This is a genomic window from Streptomyces sp. NPDC006309 (assembly GCF_040613095.1).
GTDB lineage: Bacteria > Actinomycetota > Actinomycetes > Streptomycetales > Streptomycetaceae > Streptomyces.
The window spans coordinates 1-21,376 of the sequence record NZ_JBEXRO010000011.1; the positions used below are offsets into that span (position 1 = coordinate 1).

The window sequence follows — 21,376 nt, forward strand, 5'->3', positions numbered from 1 at the left end:
GACCGTGCGGATCGTGGAGCCGCTGCTGTGGCGCCGGCCGGGCTGGGTGCGGGTGGAACTGGACGTGGCCGGTTCCGCCAACTCGGTGCTGATACCCGTCGCCCCGCGCGAGGTAGCCGAGTCCGTCATCGCGCGCGTGCTGCCCGGTGTGACGGTGCCACGGGATCCGGCGCGGGTGCCGCGCCGGGCGCGGTGGTGCCTCCCGCTCTGGTGGCGCGGACACCGGCTCGCGGTCACCGGCACGGTGTTCGCCGCCCGGAGCGGCCTGCTGCGCCGCCGGCTCTCGCTGGTCCCGCACGCCAAGGTGCAGAGCGTACGGCTCACCCAGGGCCCCTGGGAGCGCCGCTGGGGGCTCGCGGACATCCACGTGGACACGGGGGCCGACAAGACCGTCACGGCCCGGCTGCGGGGCGCCGAGGAGGCCGCGCGGCTCCTGGCGGAACAGGCGGAGAGGTCCCGCACGGGCCGCCGGGACGCCCTGCCGGACCGCTGGATGACCACCGGCTGACGGCGGGCCCGCGGTCGGCGGCTGACGGCCGGCTCCGCCGGACGACGGCATCGGGCCCGGCTCCTCCTCGCGGGAGGGCCGGGCCCGTTCGCCGGGTGCGCCTGGTGCCCTGATGCGTCCGTACGGCTGACGGAGGCTCAGGAGGCCGCGCCGCGCAGCCTCTGGACGTCGATCTGCTCGGTCTCGTCGTGCGCCGTCAGGTCGATGACCTGGCCGACAGCCCGGGACCGCGCGTCGGCGGGCTTGAACCCGGACTCGGCCTCGGCCTTGTGCACGGCGAGCGCCTCCTGGCCGACGACATCGGCCAGGTCCTCGTTCTGCACGGCGTCCAGCGCGGCCTTCGGCGCGTCCTTCTGGGTGCCGAAGAAGTCGAAGCCGCCCTCGACCGCCGGGCGCCGCGCGGGCGCGGCCGGGGCGACGGCCACGGCGGTGGGCACCGTGAAGTGCCCGGCGGGCGGCCGCGCCGCGGGATGCGCGGCCTCGGCCGCCGGCACGGCGTCGGCGTCCGCGTCGGCGTCGGTGTCGGTGTCGGTGGCGTCCGTCAGGGCTGCCGCGGTGTCCTCTCCTTCGGCGACGGCTTCCGCCGGTTCACCCACGGGAGTCACCTCGCCCCCGGGAGCCCGCGGCGCGTCGCCCACGGTCCCGGCCTCACCCTCCGCGTCGGCCTCGGGCGCGGCCGCGGCCTCCGGCTCGGGCTCCGGGTCGGGCTCGGCGTCCGGCCCGCCCGGTGCCTCCCGGTCGAACCGGGCCAGCGCCGTCAGGGCCCGCCGGTACAGCCGCGCGCCCTCGGCGGAGAACACCGGGTACCGCGCCGCCCCGCCCGCGGAGGCCGCCGCGCTCCCGGACCCGTCCGCGGCATCCGCGTCCGCCTCCGGCCGGGCGCTCCGGCCGGGCGGCAGGGCGGGTGAGGACGAGGGCGCCGGCCCGGGCACGACCGCCTCGATCTCCAGCAGCCGGCGTCCCTCCAGGGCGCTCGCGCGCTCGGTCTCCGCCGTGGCGTACCGGCGCAGGAGGGCCGCGTGCTCGTTGCGCAGGCCCGCCAGTTCGGCGCGCTTGGCCCTGAGCCGCTGCTCCAGCTTCACCCGCAGTTCGCGGGACTCCTCGAGGTCGGTCTCCAGTTCGGCGACCCGTTCCTCGTAACGCCATTCGTCACCGGCACGCGCGCGCGTGAGCTCGGCGACCTGCTTGCCCGCCTGGGTGTCCCAGCGGCGCATCACGACCGCGCCGGCGACCGCGGTTGCGGCGGCCACGGCGGCCAGCGCGCGCACCACCGGCGCCTCGGCGAACACCCAGGGGCCCAGCGCGCAGATGACGGACACACCGGCGAGCGCCGAGGGAGGCAACAGCCGGTGCAGAGGCGGGGAATGGCGGTGGCGTCCACGTGGCATGGCCAGAAACTTACCGCCCGTAGGCGAATCATGGGCCCCCGCCCCGTAAAAACACAGCCGTACAGCGCGCTTCACGGGGCGTCAGGGGGCCACGGGCTCAGCGGTCGGTGAGCCGCCCGCTGAGCCACTGGAGCGACGGCGGGATCTCGCGCCGCCAGGTGTTGAAGTTGTGCCCGCCGCTGTCGAGGATGATCGACGAGATCCGGGTCAGGTTCGTGGCCTGCACGCGCGCGATGAACTTCATCGTGGCGTTGTAGTTGTGCTCTCCGACCCTGCTGCTGGTCACGAGCAGCGACGTGTCCGGCGCGGACTCGTGCTGGATGAACCACGACAGGTCGGCCCGGTTGCGCAGTTTCGCGTCGCCGCGGAAGAGGTCACCCGTCGTGGGGTCGATCGGCGCCCTGTAGTACGGCGAGAGGCCGACGGCGGCCGCGTACACGCCGGGGTGGTGCATGGCGAGCTTGAGCGCGCAGTAGCCGCCCGTGGAGTCACCGATGACGCCCCAGCTGCCCGGGCGCCTGCCGGCCCGGTAGTGCGTGAGGACGGCGTCCGGCAGATCCTTCGCGAAAAACGTTTCCGCTTGCGGCCCGCCCGGGATGTCCACGCACTCGGTGTCCCGCGGCGGTGCCACGGTGGGCCGCAGCATGATCAGGATCATCGGCTGCATCCGCCCGTCCTTGGACAGCTGCTGCGCCGTGCGCGGGTAGTTCAGCCTGTCCACCAGCGACCGCGCGGTGCCGGGGTAGCCGGTCAGCACCACGGCGGCCGGGAACGTCCGCGTGCGGTACTGCGGCTGGAAGTACTCCGGCGGCAGGTACACGTACGCCGGGGTGGCGATGTGGGTCTTACGGCCGATGATGTCGACCTTCTGCACCTGTCCGCCGGTCTCGGGCCGCGCGGCGCGCACCCCGGGCACGTCGGAGGTGGAGACCACCTGGAGGGGGCCGCCGGTGCTGCCGTTGGCCGAGTGGTCGATGACGATCCCCTGCTCGGTCTCCTTGCCGAACAGGTCCGCCCAGCTGGCGTAGAAGCCGAAGGCCTGGTTGGTGGCGAGCCCGACGGACGCGAAGAGCGCCAGCTGGGTGGCCAGCAGCAGGCCGACCCGTCCGCCGACTGCCCGCCAGCTCCGGCGGGCGAGGCGCGGCCACAGCCACACCGTGCCGACGAACAGCCCGGCGGCGATCACGATCGCCAGCACCAGCACTTTGTTGCTCGTGAGACCCATGAGCTGTTTCCTGCCTGCGCTTTCCGCCCGTATCCTGCCCACACTCGTCGCGAAGGCTTGCCCGGGGCTTTCCTTGGCCTTTGACCGGACTTTCCGGTGAGGAGTGAACCTCTCTTGCCGAGACACCGTCCTAGAGGGCGCAATGTCGCCGGATGCCCGATCGGGCCCGGGTTCAAGGTCTCTCGCAGAACTACGGGATGCGATGTCTGTCAGGATAGATGGGGAAATGTCGGGCCAGGTTCCGAGCCGATCAAGCCGGGCGCGGCGAGTGCTGCGCGGCCCGCGCCCCGAGGCCGTCCCCGCTCTGGTCGGCAGGGCCGCCGCGCTCGTGGGCGTCCTGGACATTGCCGCGGGTGTGTTCCCGCGCTTCCGTCACAGCCGTATGCACGCCCTCGCCGAGGTGCTGCCGGGCTCGTTCGGGCCGTTCGCGGCGGCGCTCTCGCTGAGCGCGGGCGTGCTGCTGCTGCTGCTCGCGCACGGGCTCAAGCGGCGCAAGCGCCGGGCGTGGCGCGCGGCGGTCGCGCTGCTGCCGGCGGGCGCGGTGGCGCAGTTCGCGTACCGGCACTCGGTCGTCGGCATGCTCATCGCGTTCGTGCTGCTGGTGCCGCTGCTGCGCCACCGGGGCCAGTTCTCCGCCCTCCCCGATCCGCGCAGCCGGTGGCGAGCGCTCGCCAACTTCGTGCTCATGAGCGCCGGTTCCCTCGTTCTCGGACTGGTCATCGTCAGCGTCCACCCGGACCGGACGATCGGCGACCCGAGCCTGGCCGACCGGCTGACGCACGTCATCTACGGCCTGTTCGGCTTCGAGGGCCCGGTCGAGTACCAGGACAACACGTCCTGGACCGTCGCCTTCTCCCTCGGCGCGCTCGGCTGGATCACCGCCGTCACCACCATCTACCTGGCCTTCCGCCCCGAACACCCGGCCGCGCGCCTCACCGAGGAGGACGAGGGCAGGCTGCGCGCGCTGCTGGAGAAGCACGGCCGGCGCGACTCCCTCGGCCACTTCGCGCTGCGCCGCGACAAGGCCGTCGTGTTCTCGCCGAGCGGCAAGGCCGCGGTCACCTACCGGGTCGTGTCCGGCGTCATGCTCGCCAGCGGCGACCCCATCGGTGACGTCGAGGCCTGGCCGGGCGCCATCGAGCGCTTCATGGACGAGGCCAGGGCCCACTCCTGGACCCCCGCCGTGATGGGCTGCTCGGAGACGGGCGGCGAGGTGTGGACCCGCGAGACCGGCCTGGACGCCCTGGAACTGGGCGACGAGGCGGTGGTGGACGTGGCGGATTTCTCGCTCGCCGGACGTGCGATGCGCAACGTGCGTCAGATGGTCAAGCGCATCGAGCGGGCCGGCTACGAAACGCGGGTACGGCGCATCCGTGACGTCGGCGACGCCGAGCTGGAGCGGATCCGCCGGGCCGCGGAGGACTGGCGGGGCACCGACACCGAGCGCGGCTTCTCCATGGCGCTCGGCCGCATCGGCGACCCGTCCGACGGCGACTGCCTGATCGCCACCGCGCACAAGGCCGACGACGCACCGGGCGAGTACGGCGACCTGAAGGCGATCCTGCACTTCGTGCCCTGGGGCGGGGACGGCGTCTCGCTGGACCTGATGCGCCGTGACCGCAGCGCCGACCCGGGCATGAACGAACTGCTGATCGTCGCCGCCCTCCAGGCCGCCCCGAAGCTCGGCATCACCCGGGTCTCGCTGAACTTCGCGATGTTCCGCTCCGCCCTCGCGCGCGGCGAGAAGATCGGCGCCGGTCCGGTGCTGCGCGCCTGGCGCGGGCTGCTGGTGTTCCTCTCGCGCTGGTTCCAGATCGAGTCGCTGTACAAGTTCAACGCCAAGTTCCAGCCGCGCTGGGAGCCCCGGTTCGTCGTCTACCGGGCCTCCGGCGACCTGCCCCGCATCGGCTTCGCCGCCATGCAGGCGGAGGGTTTCGTCAACCTCGCCCTGCCGCTGCCGCGCTTCCTGCGCCGGCGCAGGACGGCCGCCCAGCGCCCCTGCGCCCACGCGATGGGCGAACGGGATGTCCGGGCGGCCTGAGCCGGGCCGGACGGAGTGCGGCGCCGGGACCGGCCCGGGCGGAAGGCCCACCCCCTCCGGCAGGAGGGCTTCCGCCCGGGCCGCCGCGCGTTCTCGGCACCCTGCTGGGCCTACGCTGAACGTATGAACAACCTCAGCGGGCGCGGCCGAGTGGCCGGCCTTCCGGCATGGGACCGGTGCGCGGTCATGGGGGTCGTGAACGTGACCCCCGACTCCTTCTCCGACGGCGGCCGCTGGTTCGACACGACCGCCGCCGTCAAACACGGCCTCGGTCTGGTGGCCGAGGGCGCGGACCTGGTCGACGTCGGCGGCGAGTCCACCCGGCCCGGGGCCACGCGCGTGGACGAGGCGGAGGAACTGCGGCGGGTCATCCCCGTGGTGCGCGGCCTCGCCTCCGAGGGCGTCGCCGTCTCCGTGGACACCATGCGCGCCTCTGTCGCCGCACAGTCACTGGCGGCCGGCGCCGTCCTCGTCAACGACGTCAGCGGCGGCCTGGCCGATCCCGCGATGATCCCGGTGGTCGCCGAAGCGGGCGCCCCGTTCGTCGTCATGCACTGGCGCGGCTTCCTCCGGGGCGGCAACGCCGGGGGCGTGTACGACGACGTCGTCACCGAAGTCGTGGACGAGCTGCACGCGCGCGTGGAGGCCGTGCTGGCGGGCGGCGTCGCCCCCGACCGCATCGTCGTCGACCCCGGCCTCGGCTTCTCCAAGGAGGCCGGTCACGACCTGGCCCTCCTCGCCCACCTCGACCGCCTGCGCGCGCTCGGCCACCCCCTGCTGGTCGCCGCCTCCCGCAAGCGGTTCCTCGGCCGGGTCCTCGCCGGACCCGGGGGCGCGCCCCCGCCGGCCCGGGAGCGCGACGCCGCCACGGCCGCCGTGTCCGCGCTCGCCGCCCAGGCCGGCGCGTGGGCGGTGCGCGTGCACGAGGTACGCGCCACCGCGGACGCCGTACGGGTGGCACGGGCCGTGGAGGGAGCGCGTACGGCGGGGACGGCGCCGGGCTCCGAGGGTGAGCGCGGGGCGCCACCGGGGACAGCGCACGCGCCGGGCGCCGCAGGCGAGCGCGGGGCGGAAGGAGACCGGTGAGCGCCCCCCATACCGATGTCGAGCAGGTCGAGGCCGCCAACACCGCCTTCTACGAGGCGCTGGAACGCGGCGACTTCGAAGAGGTCTCCGCGCTCTGGCTCGCCCCCGTCGACCTGGGCGTGGACGAGACGTACCACGATCCCGCGGACACCGGCGTCGTCTCCTGCGTGCACCCCGGCTGGCCCGTGCTCACCGGCCGCGGCGAGGTCCTCAGGTCGTACGCCCTGATCATGGCGAACACCGACTACATCCAGTTCTTCCTCACCGACGTGCACGTCTCCGTCACCGGTGACACCGCGCTCGTGTCCTGCACGGAGAACATCCTCAGCGGTGGACCCGCCCCGGAGGAGGGCGCGGAACTCGGGCCGCTGGTCGGGCAGCTCGTGGTCGCCACGAACGTGTTCCGGCGCACACCCGCCGGCTGGAAGCTCTGGTCCCACCATGCCTCCCCCGTCCTGGCCGAGACCGACGACGAGGACGACGAGGAGAGCGTGAACGGCGTGGATCCGGGCGACGAGCCGCTCGCCTGAGCGGACGGGGGCCGGCGACCCTCGGCACGCAGCAGAGCGGGTTGGGGACGGTGAGTGATTGGAATCACCCGCCGGGGGTATGAGCGGCTACCAGCCGCCGGCACGGCCGGTTCCCCGGGGGAAACATCCGGTGAACCCTCCGCGCCGCGGCCCGGCCCCACGTCGCCGCGGCCCGGCTCTGTCGGTGCCCGCAGGTAGATTCGTCCAAGGCCGGTGTACCGCCCGCACGCGGTACCGACCGGCCGTTCCCGACGATTGCAGGAGTGATTCGCGTGGATCGTGTCGCGCTGCGCGGCCTGAAGGCCCGCGGGCACCACGGTGTGTTCCCCAGGGAACGCGAGGAGGGTCAGACCTTCATCGTGGACCTCGTCCTCGGCCTGGACACCCGGCCGGCGGCGGCCGACGACGACCTGACGAAGACCGTGCACTACGGCATCGTCGCCGAGGAGGTCGTGGCCGTGGTCGAGGGCGAGCCGGTGAACCTCATCGAGACACTCGCCGAGCGGATCGCCCGGACCTGCCTGGAGCACGAGGGCGTCCGGGAGGTCGAGGTCTGCGTCCACAAGCCCGACGCACCGATCACCGTCCCCTTCGACGACGTGACCGTCACCATCACCCGGAGCCGAGCATGACCCGACCTTTCCGCCAGGGTCAGAGCGACCCCACCGTCCAGCCGGTGCCCGCCTCGGTCGTCGAGAAGGTGGACGCCGCCGACACGACCCTGCACAACCCGCAGTGGGCCGTCGTCTCCATCGGCTCCAACCTCGGCAACCGCCTGGAGACCCTCCAGGGTGCCGTCGACGCCCTGGAGGACACCCCGGGCGTCCGGGTGAAGGCGGTCTCCCCGGTGTACGAGACGGAGCCGTGGGGGGTGGCTCCCGGCAGCCAGCCGTCGTACTTCAACGCGGTCGTGGTCCTGAAGACGACCCTGCCCCCGGACTCCCTGCTGGAGCGGGCGCACGCCGTCGAGGAGGCCTTCCACCGCGTGCGGGACGAGCGCTGGGGCCCGCGCACGCTGGACGTCGACATCGTGGCCTACGCGGACGTCACCTCCGACGACCCGCACCTCACCCTGCCCCACCCGCGCGCCCACGAGCGCGCCTTCGTGCTCGCGCCCTGGCACGACGTGGACCCGCAGGCGCGGCTCACCGGCCGCGGCACGGTGGCCGAACTGCTGTCCGCCGTCACCCGTGAGGGTGTGCAACCGCGGGGGGACCTGGAACTCCGCCTGCCCGAGTAGTCGTTAAGGTCGAGACGGGTCAGGACCGAGACCCACCACGACCACACACCGGGACGGTCCGGGGGAACTGAAGGGACACCGTGAGAGAGCTGCGTATCAGGGTGCTGGTCGGCGTGTTCGCCGTGGCCGCGATCCTGTCCTGGGCGGGCGCCCGCCTCTGGAACTCGATCGGGACCCTGCCCAGCGTCCCCCTGGCCGCCCCCGTCGTGCTCGCGCTGATCGCGGTGGCGCTGCTCTCCACGGCGCTCTCGCTGCGCGCCCGCCTCAGGGCCCAGCGCGAGCGCCGGCCCGGCGCCAAGGGCGTCGACCCGCTGATGGCGGCCCGGGCGGTCGTCTTCGGCCAGGCCAGCGCCCTGGTGGCCGCACTCATCGCCGGGATGTACAGCGGCACGGGCGTCTTCCTGCTGGAGCTGCTGGACATCCCGGCCCGCCGCGACCAGGCGCTCTACGCCGGTTTCTCGCTCCTGGCGGGCCTCGGCGTGATAGCGGCGGCCCTGTTCCTGGAGCGGGTCTGCAGGCTCCCCGAGGACGACGACCAGAACCCCCCGGGAGCGGAGCCGGCGGCCTGACGCCGGGCCCCGCCCACCGGCGTGTTCAGCGCGCCATGATGAGGCTCATCGCCTCGTTCCGGGTCGCGGCGTCCCGCAGCTGGCCGCGCACGGCGGACGTTATGGTCTTCGCGCCCGGCTTGCGGATGCCACGCATGGACATGCACATGTGCTCGCACTGGATGACCACGATGACGCCCCGCGGCTCCAGGATGCTCATCAGGGAGTCGGCGATCTGCGTGGTGAGCCGTTCCTGCACCTGCGGCCGGCGGGCGTAGACGTCCACCAGCCGGGCCAGCTTCGACAGGCCCGTGATCTTGCCGGCCTCGGACGGGATGTAGCCGACGTGGGCGACACCCCGGAACGGCACCAGGTGGTGCTCGCACGTCGAGTACACCTCTATGTCCTTCACCAGGACCATCTCGTCGTGCCCGAGGTCGAAGGTCGTGGTCAGGACGTCCTCGGGCTGCTGCCACAGACCGGCGAAGATCTCCTTGTACGCCCGCGCCACCCGCGCCGGCGTCTCCCGCAGTCCCTCGCGATCAGGGTCCTCACCGACCGCGATCAGCAGCTCCCGTACGGCGTTCTCGGCGCGCTTCTCGTCGAACTCACCGATGGGCCCCTGGCCGTCCAGTGTCACCGGGTCGGTCATCTGGGTTCCTCGTTCCTGTGCCTTGCACGCGCGTCGGGCACGCGTTCTCTCTGCGGACATGCGGAAATGCCGCGCCCCCCAGGCTAGAACCTGGGGGGCGCGGCATGCATTCCGGGCCTGCCGACCGGAAACGATCAGCTCTCGGAGCGGTCCTCCGGGGTCTGCTCCGTGACCGGGGCGGACTCCGTGGCGGAGGACTTGACCGTGCTGATCGACGCCGTCGCGCCGTTCGCACCGTTCGTCAGTGCCAGCTCCCTGGGGGAGAGCACCGGCGGGCGGGTGGACGGGGTGCGGCGGGAGGAGCCGGTCCAGGCGGGCCGCGGCGGGCGCTTGACGATGGTGGCGAAGATCTCGGCGATCTCCTCCTTGCCCAGGGTCTCCTTCTCCAGCAGCCGGAGAACGAGGTTGTCGAGCACGTCGCGGTTCTCGACCAGGATCTCCCAGGCCTCGTTGTGCGCGGTCTCGATGAGCTTCTTGACCTCTTCGTCGACGAGCGCGGCGACCTCTTCCGAGTAGTCGCGCTGGTGCGCCATCTCACGGCCGAGGAACGGCTCGCTGTTGTCGCCGCCGAACTTGATCGCGCCGAGCCGCTCCGTCATGCCGTACTGCGTGACCATCGCGCGGGCCAGGTTGGTGGCCTTCTCGATGTCGTTCGCGGCGCCGGTGGTCGGATCGTGGAAGACCAGTTCCTCGGCCGCCCGGCCGCCCAGCATGTAGGCGAGCTGGTCGAGCATCTCGTTGCGGGTGGTCGAGTACCTGTCCTCGTCCGGCAGGACCATCGTGTAGCCCAGGGCACGGCCGCGGGACAGGATCGTGATCTTGTGGACCGGGTCGGAGTTCGGCGAGGCCGCCGCGACCAGGGCGTGTCCGCCCTCGTGGTACGCGGTGATCTTCTTCTCCTTGTCCGACATGATCCGGGTCCGCTTCTGCGGACCCGCGACCACGCGGTCGATGGCCTCGTCCAGCGCCGCGTTGTCGACCAGCTTCTGGTCACCGCGGGCGGTGAGCAGCGCGGCCTCGTTCAGCACGTTGGCGAGGTCGGCACCGGTCATGCCCGGCGTACGGCGGGCGACCGCGGCCAGGTCGACGTCGGGCGCGACCGGCTTGCCCTTCTGGTGGACCTTGAGGATCTCCAGACGGCCCTGAAGGTCCGGCGGGTCGACCGCGATCTGGCGGTCGAAGCGACCGGGGCGCAGAAGAGCCGGGTCGAGGATGTCCGGACGGTTGGTGGCGGCGATCAGGATGACGCCGCCCTTGACGTCGAAGCCGTCCATCTCGACGAGCAGCTGGTTCAGGGTCTGCTCGCGCTCGTCGTGACCGCCGCCGAGGCCGGCGCCGCGGTGACGGCCGACCGCGTCGATCTCGTCGACGAAGACGATCGCCGGGGCGTTCGCCTTGGCCTGCTCGAACAGGTCACGGACGCGGGAGGCACCGACACCGACGAACATCTCGACGAAGTCGGAACCGGAGATCGAGTAGAAGGGGACGCCCGCCTCGCCGGCGACGGCGCGCGCGAGCAGGGTCTTGCCGGTACCCGGGCGGCCGTACAGCAGCACGCCCTTGGGGATCTTGGCGCCGACGGCCTGGAACTTGGCCGGCTCCTGGAGGAACTCCTTGATCTCCTGGAGTTCCTCGACGGCCTCGTCACAGCCGGCGACGTCGGAGAAGGTCGTCTTCGGGGTGTCCTTGGTGACGAGTTTCGCCTTGGACTTGCCGAAGTTCATGACCCGCGAGCCGCCACCCTGCATCTGATTCATCAGGAACAGGAAGATGATCGCGATGAGGACCAGGGGGAGCATGAAGGAGATCAGGATCCCGACGAACGGGTTCTGCTTGGACGGCGAGACGGTGTAGCCGTCCGTGATCTGCTTGTCCTGGTACTTGGTCTGGAGCGTGCCGGCGATGGCCACGCCCTGGTCGCCGATGTAGCTCGCCTGGATCTTCGAGCTGCCCTGGACCTTGTAACCGTCCTTGAGGGTGACCTTGATGCTCTGCTCGTCACCGGTGGTGAGCTTGGCCGACTCGACCTTGTTCGCGTTGATCGCCGCCACGACCTGGCCGGTGTCCACCGTCTTGTAGCCGCCGGACGAGCCGACGACCTGCATCAACACGACCACGGCAAGGACGGCCAGCACGATCCACATGACCGGCCCACGGAAGTATCGCTTCACGTCCATCCATACGGAGCGGTGCCGCCCCGTCCCTCCTGCCATAGTGAGTTTGATAAGACAGTTCTTCTGACGGTACCCCAGCATTGTTGCCCGAAGCCGCACGGAGCCGTTTCGACGGCCGGGAAAACCCGTCTCTGCAAGCTTCAACGGCACAGGACCCGCTGGGGTTCCCGATCATCGCGCCCGTCTTGGGCCGACTGGCTCAGCCGCCGTAGACGTGGGGCGCGAGCGTCCCGACGAACGGCAGGTTGCGGTACTTCTCGGCGTAGTCGAGGCCGTAGCCGACGACGAACTCGTTCGGGATGTCGAATCCGGCCCACTCCACGTCGATGGCGACCTTCGCGGCGTCCGGCTTGCGCAGCAGCGTGCACACCTTCAGGGAGGCGGGCTCGCGGGAGCCGAGGTTGTTGATCAGCCAGGACAGGGTCAGCCCGGAGTCGATGATGTCCTCGACGATCAGGACGTGCCGGCCCTTGATGTCGGTGTCGAGGTCCTTGAGGATGCGCACGACACCGGAGGACTGGGTGCCCGCGCCGTAGGAGGACACGGCCATCCAGTCCATGGTGACGGGGGTGGACAGCGCCCGGGCGAGGTCGGCCATGACCATCACCGCGCCCTTGAGGACGCCCACGAGCAGCAGGTCCTTGCCCGCGTACTCCGCGTCGATCTTCGCGGCCAGCTCGGCCAGCTTGGCGTCGATCTCTTCCTTGGTGATGAGCACCTGCTGAAGGTCGGCACCCATGTCTTTCGCGTCCACCCGCATCACTTTCGGTCGTCCCGCACTTACGGCCGCATGCACGGCCACCGGCTGCCCGGCCCGCCGGAGGATCGCTCCGGGAGGGGCCGGATTCAGCCTTGCCGAATCACCAGTCTGCCACCCTGGCGCTGGGCGACGACTTTGCCCGGGAGATTGATGGCCCCCTGGCCGCGCCAGCCGGTGATCAGACGGTCGACTTCCTCGATGTGGCGGGCGAACAGCGAACCGGCCGGGGCGCCGGCCTCGATGGCCGCGCGGCGCAGGATCCGGCGGCGCACGGCGGGCGGGAGGGCGTACAGCTTGGCGCACTCCAGCAGACCCGCCGCGTCCCGCACGGCGGCCTCGGCCTGGCCGGCCCAGGCGTCCAGGGCGTCGGCGTCGTCGCGGGACAGCTGGGCGGTGCGGGCGAGCGCCTCCACGACGCCCTTGCCGAGGGCCTTCTCCAGCGCGGGCAGGCCCTCGTGCCGGAGCCGGGAGCGGGTGTAGGCCGGGTCGGCGTTGTGCGGGTCGTCCCAGACGGGGAGGGACTGGACCATGCAGGCCTTGCGGGCGGTCTGCCGGTCGAGGTGCAGGAAGGGCCGCCGGTAACGGCCGCCGGCCCCCGAGACCGCGGCCATGCCGGACAGGGAGCGGATGCCGGAGCCGCGGGCGAGACCCAGCAGGACGGTCTCGGCCTGGTCGTCGCGGGTGTGGCCGAGCAGGACGGCGGTGGCGCCGTGGCGTTCGGCGGCGGCGTCGAGGGCGGCGTAGCGGGCGTCGCGGGCGGCGGCCTCGGGTCCGCCCTCACGGCCGACGGTCACGGCGACGGAGTCGACCGGGCCGAGGCCCAGTTCGCGCAGCCGCAGGGCGACCTCGTCGGCGCGCAGTCCCGAACCGGGCTGGAGGCCGTGGTCGACGGTGACCCCGCCGGCGCGGATGCCGAGTCTGGGGGCCTCGAAGGCGAGGGCGGAGGCGAGGGCCATGGAGTCGGCGCCGCCGGAGCACGCGACGAGGACGAGCGGGGAGGAGGGCCGCTCGGCCGCCCGGCCGGGCCGCCCGCGCTCGCCGGGGGCCTGCCGGCCCGGATGCGCGCCGGAGGTCTGGTGGTCGTTCAGGATGTCGTGGAGGACGCGGCGAACCGCCAGGCGTATCGCCGCGACCGCAGGATGGGGACCCATGTCCGGTTCCCTTCATGAAGTTTTCCGGGGGGTGAGCCCGAACCAGTCACACAGAGTGTGTAGATGGTGACAGAAGCGGGCCGTTCCCCGAGCATTGCACGCCTACGCATGGCTCACGGTCCCTCGGACGGGTGATTGAGGGGGCGTTCGCCTGCCGTCGGCCGGATTCGTGTCACGACACCCGGATACGGATCACGACTCGGCCTTGCGGTGCACCCGGGTGACCCAGTCGGCCGGCTGGGCGATCTCCGCCTTGGTGGGCAGGGTGTTGGGCGAGGTCCACACGCGGTTGAAGCCGTCGACGCCGACCTGGTCGACGACCGCCCGCACGAACCGTTCGCCGTCCCGGTACTGCTTGAGTTTGGCATCCAGACCCAGCAGCTTGCGCAGGGCGAGGTCCAGCCGGGAGGCGCCCTTCGCCCGGCGCTGCTGGAACTTCTCGCGGATCTCCGAGACCGTCGGTACGACGCTGGGTCCGACACCGTCCATGACGTGGTCGGCGTGGCCCTCCAGCAAGGACATCACGGCGGTCAGGCGGCCGAGGATCTCCCGCTGGGCGGGGGTCTGCACCAGCTCCACGAAGGAGCGTCCGCCGTCCTCCTCCTCGGCCTCGGGACGGCCGCCGGCCAGGGACTGCGCGGCTTCCCGGATGCGCTCCAGGAAGGTCATCGGGTCCACGTCGGTCTCGGCCAAGAACGACTGGATTTCGCCCTCCAGGTGGTCGCGGAGCCAGGGCACGGCGGTGAACTGCGTGCGGTGGGTCTCCTCGTGCAGGCACACCCACAGCCGGAAGTCGTGCGGTTCCACGTCGAGTTCGCGTTCCACGTGGACGATGTTGGGCGCGACGAGCAGCAGCCGGCCGCCGCCGTTCGCGCCGGCCGGGAGGTCGTGGGCGGCGGGGGCGAAGGTCTCGTACTGGCCGAGGACGCGGGAGGACAGGAACGACAGGAGCATGCCGAGCTCCACGCCGGTGACCTTGCCGCCGACGGCGCCGAGGACGGCGCTGCCCGGGTTGCCGCCACGCCGTTCCTGCATCTTCTCCAGGAGCGGTTTGAGGATCTCCCGGAAGCCGGCGACGTTGGCGCGGACCCAGCCGGGGCGGTCCACGACGAGGACGGGGGTGTCGTGGATCTCCTCGGTGCCCATCCGGGTGAAGCCCCGGACGTGCTCCTCCGAGACCTTCGCGTGCCGGCGCAGTTCCGCGACGACGGACCGGGCCTCGTCACGGCTGACGTCGGGGCCCGGTCGTACGAGCCGTGTCGCGGTCGCCACCGCGAGGTTCCAGTCGACCATCCCGGGAGATGCGGTGCCACCGAAGCCAGTCATGCGTCAACGGTACGTGAGCGGCCCCCGTTGGGGCAGGCCGTGGACGCCGGCGGGGTCACGGGCGGGCGGCGGGCCGCGGCGGGGACCGTACGGCCGGCCCACGCGCGCGTGCCGAGTCGGCGACGCCCCGGACGCGCGTGCCGGGCCCCCGCCACCCGGGCCCCGCCCACCCGGGGCACCGGCCCTACCGGCAGCCGCAGCCCGCGAGTGCCGTCGCCGCGGCGTCCAGGGCCGACTGGGCCTGGGCCGGGTCGGTCGTGCGCGAGGCCAGGAAGGCGAACGCGAGGAGGCGGCCGTCCTGGTCGACCACCGTGCCGGCGAGGGTGTTCACGCCGGTCAGCGTGCCGGTCTTGGCGCGTACGACCCCGGCCGCGCCGTCGGCGTAACGGGCGCTCAGGGTGCCGGTGAAGCCGGCGACGGGAAGGCCGGTGAGGACGGGGCGGAGGCCGGGCCGGGCCGGATCGCCCGCCTTGACCAGGAGCGCGGTGAGGAGGTCCGCCGTCAGCCGGTCGGCGCGGTCGAGGCCACTGCCGTCGTGGAAGGCGGCCCGGGACATGGGCAGGCCGAGCTTGCGCAGCTGGGTGGCGATCGCCCGGGCGCCGCCGGCGAAGCTCGCGGGGTCGCCGCCGGCGAGGGCGGTCTGGCGGGCCAGGGCCTCGGCGATGTCGTTGTCGCTGTTGGTGAGCATGCGCTCGACCAGGGCGGACAGCGGGGGCGAGGAGACGGTGGCGAGGGTCTGCGCGCGCGTGCTGGCCTTGGACGGGCCGGGGGGCGTGGTGGTGATGCCGGCGTCCTTCAGGAAGCCCGCGAACTTCGCCGCCGCGTCCGCCGCCGGATCGCTCACGCGGGGCGCCGGCCCGTTGGCGGAGCCGTCCGCGCGGCCCTCGTCCACGGCCAGGGCGCTGACCGGGGCGAGGTTGTCGTTGACGCCGATGGGGTGCAGGGCGGGGCCGGCGTAGAGGGTCGTGTCGTAGGAGAGGGTGATCTCGTGGATGCCGCGCCGGTCCAGGGCCTTCGCGGTGTCCGCCGCCAGGGTGCGCAGACCGGCCCATTCCCCCCCGGCTTGCGGGTGCGCGGTCAGGGTGGGGTCGCCGCCGCCGACCAGGATGAGTTCCCGGGTGTCGGGTTCGAGGGCGGCGCGGGTGGTCAGGCGGTGGTCGGGGCCGAGGGCGGAGAGGGCGGCGACGGCGGTGGCGATCTTGGTGGTGGAGGCGGGGGTGAGGGCCTTGCCAGCGCCGCTGCCGTAGAGGCGGGTACCGGTCGCGACGTCGACGACGGCCCCCGCGCGGTCGTCACCGAGCGCGGGGGCCTCCAGGAGCGGTTCGAGGACGTCGGGGAGGGTTCTGCCGCCCGAGGGGGCCTTCCGGGTGCCGACGGCGCCCCCGGTGCCGCCCAGGCCCGTCAGGACGGGCGCGGCGCTCGGCGCGGGCCGGGGCGCCCCCGCGGCCGTACCGGAACGGCCGTGATCTGCGCCACCTGATCCCTCCAGTGCGGCGGCGCGGTCCCCCTCGGCCGTACGCTGACCGTTGGCGTCCCAGGGACCGGCGACGGTCACCACGCCGGCGGCCAGCACCAGGCCGGCGGTGGCGGCGCCCGCGCTGTACTGCCAGGTCCTGACGGTCCGCGGACGGGAGAGGTGCGCAGGTGTGACCCGCACGGCCTTCGTCAGCCGCGCGATCCGCGGCCCGGCTGCCGTCGCGGCGCGCGCCAGACGCGGTCGTACGGCGTTCGCGATCCGCGCCACCTGCGGTCTCGCGGCCCGCCAAGGCCTCAGTACTGGCACGACCACCAGCCCCTTTCGCGATCACACACCTGCGTGAGGGACACTTAACCACCAGAACTATGTGCTGATCATGGAGGAGCCACCGGTGGAGTTCGACGTCACGATCGAGATCCCGAAGGGTTCGCGGAACAAGTACGAGGTGGACCACGAGACCGGTCGGATCCGCCTGGACCGTCGCCTCTTCACCTCGACCGCCTATCCGACCGACTACGGCTTCGTCGAGAACACCCTCGGCGAGGACGGCGACCCGCTGGACGCGCTGGTCATCCTGGACGAGCCGACCTTCCCGGGTTGCCTCATCCGGTGCCGCGCGATCGGCATGTTCCGGATGACGGACGAGGCCGGCGGCGATGACAAGCTGCTGTGCGTTCCCGCCACCGACCCGCGTGTGGAGCACCTGCGCGACATCCACCACGTGTCGGAGTTCGACCGCCTGGAGATCCAGCACTTCTTCGAGGTGTACAAGGACCTGGAGCCCGGCAAGTCGGTCGAGGGCGCGAACTGGGTCGGCCGTACGGACGCCGAGATCGAGATCGAGCGGTCGTACAAGCGGTTCAAGGAGCAGGGCGGCCACTGAGCCCGTACTCCGCTGAACGGGCCGCACGCGCACGCGTGCGGCCCGTTTCGCATGCAGGCAGGTGTGCGGCCCGTCCGGGTACGTGTGCGCATACTGAGGCTTACGGAATGTGTCGTTCAGGGAGCGGTTCGAGGTGACGGAGACGGAGGACCGGAAACCGCGGTCCGACGAGGCGAGGTACGACCCGGAGATCACGTCCGAGTTCGCCGTTCCCCGGGGTCTCGACGTTCCCAGGGGCGGTGGCGAGGCCGAGACGACGTCCGAGTTCGCGGTGCCCGACGGGCTCCACACGCCGCATCCGCCCAGTGCCGAACCGGAGAGGTCCGCGTTCAGCACGCCCAGCACCTACGACGCGAAGAGCCCGCCGGCCGCGTTCACGCCGGCCGCCGGGGTGCCGCTGGTCAGCCTGGTCAAGGACGCGCCCTGGCAGGACCGCATGCGCACCATGCTGCGCATGCCGGTGACCGAGCGGCCGGCACCGGAGCCGGTGCAGCGCGTGGAGGAGGAGGGCCCGGCCGTCCCGCGCGTGCTGGACCTGACCCTGCGTATCGGGGAGCTGCTGCTCGCCGGCGGTGAGGGCGCGGAGGACGTGGAGGCCGCGATGTTCGCGGTGTGCCGCTCCTACGGCCTGGACCGGTGCGAGCCGAACGTCACCTTCACCCTGCTGTCGATCTCGCACCAGCCGTCCCTGGTGGAGGACCCCGTGACGGCCTCCCGGACGGTACGGCGGCGGGGCACCGACTACACGCGTCTGGCTGCCGTCTTCCGGCTCGTGGACGACCTGACGGACCAGGAGACCCACGTCTCCCTGGAGGAGGCCTACCGGCGCCTGGCGGAGATCCGCCGCAACCGGCACCCGTACCCCGGCTGGGCGCTGACCCTCGCGAGCGGACTGCTGGCCGGCGCGGCCTCCATCCTGGTCGGCGGTGACCCGATCGTGTTCCTCGCGGCGGCCGTCGGCGCGATGCTCGGCGACCGGCTGGCGTGGCTGTGCGCGGGGCGCGGGCTGCCCGAGTTCTACCAGTTCACGGTGGCCGCGATGCCGCCCGCGGCCATAGGGGTGGCGCTGACGCTGGCGCACGTGGACGTGAAGGCGTCCGCTGTGATCACCGGTGGGCTGTTCGCGCTGCTGCCCGGGCGGGCGCTGGTGGCGGGCGTGCAGGACGGGCTGACGGGCTTCTACATCACGGCGTCGGCGCGCCTGCTGGAGGTCATGTACTTCTTCGTCGGCATCGTCGTCGGCGTCCTGGTGGTCCTGTACTTCGGCGTGAAGGTCGGCGGTGAGCTGAACCCGGACGCGGCGCTGGGCATCTCCGAGCGTCCGCTGATCCAGATCACGGCCTCCATGCTGCTGTCGCTGACCTTCGCGGTGCTGCTCCAGCAGGAACGGTCCACCGTGCTCTGGGTGACCCTGAACGGGGGCGTCGCCTGGTCGGTGTACGGCGCGATGCACTACGCGGGCGGCATCTCGCCGGTGGCCTCCACGGCCGTGGCGGCGGGACTCGTCGGGCTGTTCGGGCAGCTGCTGTCCCGGTACCGGTTCGCCTCGGCGCTGCCGTACACGACCGCGGCGATCGGGCCGCTGCTGCCCGGTTCGGCGACCTACTTCGGGTTGCTGTCCATGGCGCAGAACAACGTCGACAAGGGGCTGGTGTCGCTGGCCAAGGCCGCGTCACTGGCGATGGCCATCGCCATCGGAGTCAACCTCGGGTCGGAGATCTCGCGGCTGTTCCTGCGCGTCGGCTCCGCCGGCAAGCGCCGGGCCGCGAAGCGCACCAGAGGCTTCTGAGCGCCCGGCGCCCGCCCGCCCGCCCGCTACTGCTGGCGGGGGTCGTAGGGGTACTGGTTCGGGTCGTACTGGTTCGGGTCGTACTGGTTCTGGCCGTACTGGTCCTCGTGGTGCGGGTTCTGCGGGTACTGCTGCTGCGGGTACTGCTGCTGATCGTGGTGCTGGTGGTCGTAGCCGCCCTGGTTCCAGTGCTGCTGGGGCTGCTGGTAGGGCTGCTCCTGCTGGTACGGCTGCTGCTGGTACGACTGTTCGTAAGGCTGTTCCGCGTCGATGCGGCGCAGGCGGGTCGTCGCGTCGTCCATGACCGGCGGCTGCTGGTACTGCGGCTGCTGGTACTGCTGCTGGTACGCGGGCTGCCGCGGGGCCTCCGGCTCGGTCGCGCCGGCCGCCTTCCTGCTCTTCCCGCGCGCGCGGAGGAACTCGATCGCGATCGGGACCACCGAGACCAGGACGATCAGGATGAGGATGGCCTCGATGTTGTTCTTGACGACACCGATGTTGCCCAGCCAGGAGCCGAGCAGGGTGACACCCGCGCCCCACAGGAGGCCGCCGATGACGTTGAAGGTCAGGAACGAGCGGTAGCGCATGCCGCTGACGCCCGCGATGATCGGCGTGAACGTCCGCACGACGGGCACGAAGCGGGCCAGTACCAGGGACTTGGGGCCGTACTTCTCGAAGAACTCGTGCGCCTTGACGACGTTCTCCCGCTTGAACAGGCGGGAGTCCGGGCGGTTGAACAGGGACGGGCCGACCTTCTTGCCGAACATGTAGCCCACCTGGTCGCCGAGGATCGCGGCGAGGCAGATGAGGCCGATGGCGGCCCACAGCGGGAAGTCGAGCCCGCCGGACGTGATCAGCAGGCCGCAGGTGAACAGCAGGGAGTCACCCGGCAGGAAGAAGCCGATGAGCAGGCCGGACTCGGCGAAGACGACGAGCAGCAGACCCCAGATGCCGAACGTGGAGAGGAGGTGGTTCGGGTCCAGCCAGCTCGGGCCGAGGGCAAGCGTCATCACGGTTCCGGGCTCCTGAGGGGATGGCGAGGTACGGCGGCAGGTAGCGCCCGTCCAAAGCTATCAACGAGCGGTGTCCTGCCCAGGTTCCACGGGCCACCTCAGGATGCGCGGGCCGCCGCCCGGCCTGAAGCTGTTGCACCGGTGTCGACGATCACGGGGGCGGCCGGGCCGACCGGGCGTACGTGCTGGCCGTCACCAGGAACGACGTACCGGGCCGCCGTGTCCAGCAGGTCTCGGCGACGTGTTCGGCCTCACGTCCGCTCCCGGCACCCGAGCAGCCGGGGTGACCGGAATCTCCCCGGTGGCGGCCGGAGCCCCACCGGCTGGCTCCGGTGAGAATCCGGCTCGCCCCGCCCGCTCGTACGCCTTCGACGTCACCCGTCGTGCCGTGCGCGTGCTACGCGGCGGACGCCACCGCGGGGGCGCCGGCCGCAGGGGTCCTCCCGGTCAGCTCCGCGCGCTTGCCGTTCTGGTCGAAAACGTAGAGAAGCGCCGGATGAGTGGCTCCGAAGGCCAGCACGAAGCGGTTGAGACCCATGAACTGTCCGATTCCCAGATGGAACAGCGTCATCGAGCCGAGGAACACCTTCGCCGCCGGCTTGGGCAGCACGAAGACCAGCGGGAAGCCGACCTCCGCGGCGATCGTGCCCCAGGTCACGAGCTTTCCCACCATCGGGTACCGGTGCACGAGCCGGTAGATGCGCTGGTCCCCGTAGTTGTGCGTACGGATGACTCCGCTGAACGCCTCGCCACTTAGCCACACCGGGGACACGAGCTTGACCACGCCGGACGCGACGTAGGAGATGGTCGTCTCCAGGGCCAGCGCGCGCATGGCCACGTCGCGGGCCTTCTCGTTGTCCTTGAAGGTGCCGGTCGTGGCGAAGACGATGTTGACCACTTGCTGGAGCTGGTCGGCGCCGTCCCCGCCGAACGGGGAGCGCAGCCGCCCGGCCGCGCCGGTCACCGCCAGAACGGCGCTGCCCGCCGTGCGCACCGTGCGTTTGTGGCCCCAGATCAGCGTGGCGGCGGAAGCCCCCGCCTGTATCCCGTACAGGGCGACCGCTGCCTTCTTGGACTCGAGGGCACGCGTCAGCCGGGGAAAGCGCTTGGCGAACTCGGGGCGCATGTTCGCCACCTGGCCGCTCAGCATTTCGCCTTCTTCGAACTTACGGGTCTGGCTCAGCATTTCCAGTGCGGAGACCAGCGTACCCAGCGAAGCCACTCGGCGTGCCGTGACCTCGGGTGGAGCGCTGAGGAACATGGATGGGTGCTCCCGAAGGTGTGATGCGAGTACGGTGGATACGGAAAGCGGCGGCACGGTACGCGTATCGGGCGTACCGTGCCGCCGCGTCTTTCAGAGCGTGCTAACGATGCCGGTCGGCATCGCCTGCCGGCCTGCTGTTCAGCGCTGGATGTCCTTCGTGACCTCGTGCAGCGCGTACGCGGTCGCGGAGGTCACCGCGACACCCTCGGGGGTCGCGAGGGTGGCCAGCGGAGTCAGCATGGTGGGGGTCGCGTCGTTGCCGATACGGCCCGGGTTCACGTCGGCCAGCTCGGTGTTGGCGAAGTCAGCCACGATAGACAC

Annotated in this window: 20 protein-coding genes; 9 read left to right on the top strand and 11 right to left on the bottom strand. The window is 71.9% G+C overall.

The genetic code is table 11. The annotated features are described in order from the left end of the window. Positions 1–508, top strand: a 508-nt coding sequence (locus tag ABZ117_RS16470; RefSeq protein WP_356821293.1) for a PH domain-containing protein, incomplete at its 5' end; no start/stop codon positions are given. Positions 509–645: 137 nt separating this feature from the next. Here ABZ117_RS16470 and ABZ117_RS16475 read toward each other — a convergent pair. Then, positions 646–1,896, bottom strand: a complete 1,251-nt coding sequence (locus tag ABZ117_RS16475; protein WP_356821295.1) for a hypothetical protein — start codon at positions 1,894–1,896, stop codon at positions 646–648. A gap of 97 nt (positions 1,897–1,993) precedes the next feature. Continuing rightward, positions 1,994–3,121: an alpha/beta hydrolase-fold protein gene (locus ABZ117_RS16480; RefSeq protein WP_356821297.1), complete on the bottom strand. Its 1,128-nt coding sequence runs from the start codon at positions 3,119–3,121 to the stop codon at positions 1,994–1,996. 226 nt (positions 3,122–3,347) lie between these two features. On the opposite strand from ABZ117_RS16480, the gene ABZ117_RS16485 reads away from it, so the two are divergent. The 6 genes from ABZ117_RS16485 to ABZ117_RS16510 all read left to right on the top strand — a co-directional run bounded on the left by ABZ117_RS16485 (position 3,348) and on the right by ABZ117_RS16510 (position 8,587). Beyond that, positions 3,348–5,162, top strand: coding sequence for a phosphatidylglycerol lysyltransferase domain-containing protein (locus ABZ117_RS16485; protein WP_356821298.1), 1,815 nt, complete (start codon positions 3,348–3,350; stop codon positions 5,160–5,162). A 123-nt stretch (positions 5,163–5,285) separates the two neighbouring features. Next, a complete protein-coding gene (folP, locus tag ABZ117_RS16490) occupies positions 5,286–6,248 on the top strand; it encodes a dihydropteroate synthase (protein ID WP_356821300.1) in 963 nt (320 codons plus the stop codon). Beyond that, positions 6,245–6,778 (top strand): nuclear transport factor 2 family protein, encoded by a 534-nt coding sequence (locus tag ABZ117_RS16495; RefSeq protein ID WP_356821302.1) that lies wholly within the window; start codon positions 6,245–6,247, stop codon positions 6,776–6,778. Before folP ends, ABZ117_RS16495 begins: the two co-directional genes overlap by 4 nt. Positions 6,779–7,050: 272 nt before the next feature. Further along, on the top strand, positions 7,051–7,410 hold the full coding sequence (gene folB / locus ABZ117_RS16500) for a dihydroneopterin aldolase (protein ID WP_356821304.1): 360 nt from the start codon (positions 7,051–7,053) through the stop codon (positions 7,408–7,410). After that, positions 7,407–8,018: a 2-amino-4-hydroxy-6-hydroxymethyldihydropteridine diphosphokinase gene (folK, locus tag ABZ117_RS16505; protein ID WP_356821306.1), complete on the top strand. Its 612-nt coding sequence runs from the start codon at positions 7,407–7,409 to the stop codon at positions 8,016–8,018. The genes folB and folK overlap by 4 nt, the downstream gene beginning before the upstream one ends. 80 nt (positions 8,019–8,098) lie before the next feature. Then, positions 8,099–8,587 (top strand): DUF3180 domain-containing protein, encoded by a 489-nt coding sequence (locus ABZ117_RS16510; RefSeq protein ID WP_356821308.1) that lies wholly within the window; start codon positions 8,099–8,101, stop codon positions 8,585–8,587. 25 nt (positions 8,588–8,612) lie between these two features. Here the strand turns inward: ABZ117_RS16510 and folE are convergent, their stop codons facing one another. The 6 genes from folE to dacB form a co-directional block, all read right to left on the bottom strand. Beyond that, positions 8,613–9,218 carry a GTP cyclohydrolase I FolE gene (folE, locus tag ABZ117_RS16515; protein WP_356821310.1) on the bottom strand — a complete coding sequence of 202 codons (606 nt, stop codon included), beginning with the start codon at positions 9,216–9,218 and terminating at the stop codon, positions 8,613–8,615. A gap of 134 nt (positions 9,219–9,352) precedes the next feature. Then, complete coding sequence (ftsH, locus tag ABZ117_RS16520; protein WP_356821614.1) at positions 9,353–11,395, bottom strand: ATP-dependent zinc metalloprotease FtsH; 2,043 nt, start codon at positions 11,393–11,395, stop codon at positions 9,353–9,355. 196 nt (positions 11,396–11,591) lie between these two features. After that, on the bottom strand, positions 11,592–12,152 hold the full coding sequence (gene hpt, locus ABZ117_RS16525) for a hypoxanthine phosphoribosyltransferase (protein WP_356821312.1): 561 nt from the start codon (positions 12,150–12,152) through the stop codon (positions 11,592–11,594). Between the two features lie 86 nt (positions 12,153–12,238). Further along, the gene (gene tilS, locus ABZ117_RS16530) at positions 12,239–13,303 is read right to left on the bottom strand and encodes a tRNA lysidine(34) synthetase TilS (RefSeq protein ID WP_356821314.1); all 1,065 of its coding nucleotides are present in this window, start codon (positions 13,301–13,303) and stop codon (positions 12,239–12,241) included. 192 nt (positions 13,304–13,495) lie between these two features. Continuing rightward, on the bottom strand, positions 13,496–14,596 hold the full coding sequence (locus ABZ117_RS16535) for a zinc-dependent metalloprotease (RefSeq protein ID WP_356821616.1): 1,101 nt from the start codon (positions 14,594–14,596) through the stop codon (positions 13,496–13,498). Between the two features lie 217 nt (positions 14,597–14,813). Then, complete coding sequence (gene dacB, locus ABZ117_RS16540; RefSeq protein WP_356821316.1) at positions 14,814–16,418, bottom strand: D-alanyl-D-alanine carboxypeptidase/D-alanyl-D-alanine-endopeptidase; 1,605 nt, start codon at positions 16,416–16,418, stop codon at positions 14,814–14,816. A gap of 79 nt (positions 16,419–16,497) precedes the next feature. Here dacB and ABZ117_RS16545 point away from each other — a divergent pair, with 79 nt between their 5' ends. Together ABZ117_RS16545 and ABZ117_RS16550 are read left to right on the top strand one after the other, a co-directional pair. After that, positions 16,498–16,989 carry an inorganic diphosphatase gene (locus tag ABZ117_RS16545; protein ID WP_121791090.1) on the top strand — a complete coding sequence of 164 codons (492 nt, stop codon included), beginning with the start codon at positions 16,498–16,500 and terminating at the stop codon, positions 16,987–16,989. A gap of 133 nt (positions 16,990–17,122) precedes the next feature. Next, positions 17,123–18,778, top strand: coding sequence for a threonine/serine exporter family protein (locus ABZ117_RS16550; RefSeq protein WP_356821317.1), 1,656 nt, complete (start codon positions 17,123–17,125; stop codon positions 18,776–18,778). A 26-nt stretch (positions 18,779–18,804) separates the two neighbouring features. Here the strand turns inward: ABZ117_RS16550 and ABZ117_RS16555 are convergent, their stop codons facing one another. The 3 genes from ABZ117_RS16555 to ABZ117_RS16565 all read right to left on the bottom strand — a co-directional run bounded on the left by ABZ117_RS16555 (position 18,805) and on the right by ABZ117_RS16565 (position 21,376). Further along, complete coding sequence (locus ABZ117_RS16555) at positions 18,805–19,791, bottom strand: VTT domain-containing protein (protein WP_356821319.1); 987 nt, start codon at positions 19,789–19,791, stop codon at positions 18,805–18,807. A gap of 397 nt (positions 19,792–20,188) precedes the next feature. Next, a complete protein-coding gene (locus ABZ117_RS16560) occupies positions 20,189–21,013 on the bottom strand; it encodes a hypothetical protein (protein ID WP_356821320.1) in 825 nt (274 codons plus the stop codon). Positions 21,014–21,193: 180 nt separating this feature from the next. Next, the gene (locus ABZ117_RS16565) at positions 21,194–21,376 is read right to left on the bottom strand and encodes a linaridin family RiPP (RefSeq protein WP_356821322.1); all 183 of its coding nucleotides are present in this window, start codon (positions 21,374–21,376) and stop codon (positions 21,194–21,196) included.